The sequence below is a fragment of the Paraburkholderia sp. RL18-101-BIB-B genome, from assembly GCF_046026985.1.
GTDB lineage: Bacteria > Pseudomonadota > Gammaproteobacteria > Burkholderiales > Burkholderiaceae > Paraburkholderia.
This window is the reverse complement of sequence record NZ_JARESV010000121.1, coordinates 1-3,627: the sequence shown is the minus strand read 5'-3', so window position 1 is coordinate 3,627 and position 3,627 is coordinate 1. Positions and strand designations below refer to the sequence as shown.

The 3,627-nt window shown below is 65.6% G+C and carries 3 protein-coding genes; all 3 read right to left on the bottom strand.

Annotation, left to right across the window (positions count from 1 at the left end; all coding sequences use genetic code 11):
- Nucleotides 1-1,283: c-type cytochrome (locus P0D73_RS46015; RefSeq protein WP_408436333.1), on the bottom strand; the 1,283-nt coding region annotated here is incomplete at its 3' end.
- Nucleotides 1,284-1,318: 35 nt separating this feature from the next.
- Nucleotides 1,319-3,097: a GMC family oxidoreductase gene (locus tag P0D73_RS46010; RefSeq protein WP_408436330.1), complete on the bottom strand. Its 1,779-nt coding sequence runs from the start codon at nucleotides 3,095-3,097 to the stop codon at nucleotides 1,319-1,321.
- The coding region (locus tag P0D73_RS46005) for a gluconate 2-dehydrogenase subunit 3 family protein (protein ID WP_408321279.1) at nucleotides 3,097-3,627 on the bottom strand (531 nt) is incomplete at its 5' end. The genes P0D73_RS46005 and P0D73_RS46010, both read right to left, overlap by 1 nt.

The following is a 3,627-nucleotide window of genomic DNA, read 5'->3' as shown; positions in this document are numbered from 1 at the left end:
GGCGCGTGCACCGTGACGGTCTTGCGGACTTTCGCCACATCCGTCGCGCTGACCATCGGCGCCGCGTTGCCCCAACTGTTGCGCACGAAGTTGGTCACATCCGCGACTTCCTGATCGTTCAGGCGCCAGCCGAAGGCGGGCATCGTGAACGCGGAGGGCGCGGTCTTCGTGCCTTCGAGCGTGCTGCCGGTGAGCAGCACGTGAACCAGCGAGGTCGCGTCCTTGCCCTGCACGACCGGATTGCCACCCAGTGCCGGAAACACGCGGTTGTAGCCGCGGCCGTCGCTGCGGTGGCAGGCCGTGCAGTTGTCGCGATACACGGCCGCGCCCGGCGCGGTGGCGTCGCCCATGCGCAGGGCGCGCGCGGCCGTGTCGTCGTACGCGTAGGGCGTTTCCTTCGGATCCGTCGACGGCAGCGCCTTCAGATAACGCGCAATCGCGGTCAGATCGGCGTCGCTCATGTGCTGCATGCTGTGCTGCACGACGTCCGTCATGCCGCCGAAGGCCGCACTGTGTTGCGTGCGTCCGGTCTTCAGGAATTGCACGAGATCGGCTTCGCTCCACGCACCGATGCCGGTGCGCGGATTGCCGCGCAGGCTCGACGGAATCCAGCCGTCGATCGTCGCTCCGCCCGCGAGAAACGCCGGGCCGTCGAGGTCGCTCAGCGCGCGCTCCTGCATCGTCGCCGCGCGCGGCGTGTGGCACGCACCGCAATGGCCGAGCCCTTGCACGAGATAGGCGCCACGCGCGACCACCGGATCGGCGTAATGCTTCGCGTCGAACGAAACCGGTCCGGGCGCGAACAGGTGACGCCAGATACCGAGCGGCCAGCGCATCGACAGCGGCCAGACGATATCGACCGGACGGTTCGTCTGGTTCACCGGCGCGACGCCTTGCGTGAAGTACGCATACAGCGCGTGCATGTCGTCTTCGCTCAGGCGTGCATACGAGGGGAACGGCATGGCCGGATACAGCGTGTCGCCGTTCGGCTTCACGCCGGTGCGCACCGCGCGATCGAACTGCGCGAAGGTCCACGCGCCGATCCCGGTGTTGCGGTCCGGCGTGATATTGGTCGAGTAGATCGCGCCGATCGGCGTGTCGAACTTCAGGCCGCCGGCGAAGGGCTTGCCCGCGGGCGCCGAGTGACACGCGATGCAGTCGCCGGCCCGCGCGAGATATTGGCCGTGCGCGATCAGTGCCGCGTCGTTCTGGTTCTGTGGCGCTGCCGCGTGCGCGGCCAGTGTGGTCATGCCCAGCACAGCCGCCGCGCCCACGCGTTTCATCGCCCGCATGAGGCGCTGGATATCGGTCGTCTTCGTCATACGCTCACCAGCGGCCCGGGGTTCTTCAGATACTGCGTGCGGATCGCCCGCGCCGACCAGTAGGCCAGCGCCGCGACGAGGCCGGTCGGGTTGTAGCCGATGCCCTGCGGAAACGCCGAGGCGCCCATCACGAACACGTTGTGCACGTCCCAGCTTTGCAGGTAACGGTTCAGCACGCTCGTCTTCGGATCGGTGCCCATCACCGCGCCGCCCACCAGGTGCGTGGTCTGATAGCGGCGCGAGTCGAAGTGCGCGCCGAATTCACGCGTATAGACGTTGATCGACTTCGGACCCATCTGCTGCGCGATCTTCTGCATCTGGCCGGTCACGTAGCGCGCCATCCTGATGTCGTTGTCCTTCCAGTCGAAGGTCATGCGCAACAGCGGCTGGCCGTACGAATCGCGGTAGGTCGGATCGAGGTCGAGAAACACGTCGCGGTACGACATGTTGCTGCCGTGCGCGTCCATCGAAATGGTGTGCGCGTAGTGGTCCTTCACCGACTTCTTCCAGTCGGCGCCCCAGTTCGGCGTGCCCGAGGGCGTGGCGATGCCGCTGACCGGCTTGGTGCCCGCCTGGTTCACCCACAGCGGCGAACCGCCGACGAAGCCGAGCGGGCCGTGATCGAAGTTATCGGCGTTGAAATCGTCGACCGCGACGCCGTTGCCGCCCGCGCCGATGAACGGATTGGTGAAGGTGTCCCTGTCGAAGAACGCAGTGATGGTCGAGAGGTTCTGGTACGCAAAATTGCGGCCGACCACGCCTTCGCCCGAGACCGGGTCGTACGGCTTGCCGATGCCCGACAGCAGAAGCAGGTGGACGTTGTGATACTGGAACGCCGCGACGATCACCAGATCGGCCGGCTGGAACACTTCGTTGCCGGCCGGATCGACATACGTCACGCCCCTGGCGCGCTTTTTTGTGTCGTCGAGTTCGACGCGCAGCACGTGGCAGCGCGAGCGCAGTTCGAAGTCCGGCGACTGCTTGAGCGCCGGCAGAATGTTCAGGTTCGGCGAGGCCTTCGAATACATGTAGCACGCGTAGCCGCTGCAGAAGCCGCAGAAGTTGCACGGCCCCATCTGCACGCCGTACGGGTTCGTGTACGGACCCGATGTATTCGCCGAAGGCAGGCGGTACGGGTTCAGCCCGAGTTCGCGCGCGGCCTTGCCGAAGCGCTCGGCCGAATACGTGTTCAGTTGCGCGGCGAGCGGGAAGTTGTCGCTGCGCGGCGCTTCGAACACGTTGCCGTCGCCGACCACCTTGCCGTTGACCTTGTACGCCTGGCCCGAGGTGCCGAACACCTTCTCGGCGAAGTCGAAATGCGGTTCGAGTTCGTCGTAGCTGACGCCGTAATCCTGGATCGTCATGCCTTCGGGAATGAAGCGCCTGCCGTAGCGTTCCTCGTAGTGACTCTTCAGGCGCAGCTCTTCCGGCGTGATGCGGAAGTGCACGCCCGACCAGTGCAGGCCCGCGCCGCCGACGCCTTCGCCCGGCAGAAACGCGGCCAACTGGCGATACGGCAAGGCGGTATCGTTCGGCGCATGGCGGATCGAGACAGTGGTCTTCGAGAGATCGAGGAACAGCTTCTTGCGGACGTTGTAGGTCAGTTCATCGATGGTGTTCGGATACGCGCCGTCCGGATAGGTGTCGCGATATTCGCCGCGTTCGAGCGCGACGACCTTGAGGCCCGCTTCGGTGAGTTCCTTCGCGAGAATCGCACCGGTCCAGCCGAAGCCGACGATCACCGCGTCGACGTGCGGTTTGGTTTGGGTAGACATCAGGTGCGTTTTCCTTCGATCGACACGGGGCCATACGGATAGGCCGCGCCGTTCTGATTGACGAAGTCCATGAAATCGGCGCGTGCGCCGGGAAAGCCGATCATCTTCCAGCCGCCCATGTCGCGATTGCCGCCGTGGACCGGATCGCAGAAGTAGCCTTCGCGGGTGTTCTGCAGCAGCTGTCCGAAGAACACTTCGGCCGGCACGTCGGCGAGATCGACCTTGCCTTTCTCGAGCGTGCCGAGCACGGTGTCGCGCGTGGCGGCGTCGAGCGCATCGAAGGGGTGGCCATAGGTCTTCGTGCAGTACGCGTTGACTGCCGCGATGCCGAGGCGGTACAGATCGCGCGGCACCAGCTTCAACTGATAGCCGAGTTCGGGCGCGCCCTGCGTGAACGGGGCCTGCATGTACCAGAGCGCGCCATGCGCATACGGGGTCTCCATCTGCCGGTCGATGAATTCGGGCACGCCCGCTTCGACGGCGCCGGGGCCTTCGCTGTCCGATGGAATCAGACGGTCGACCGCGGCGTG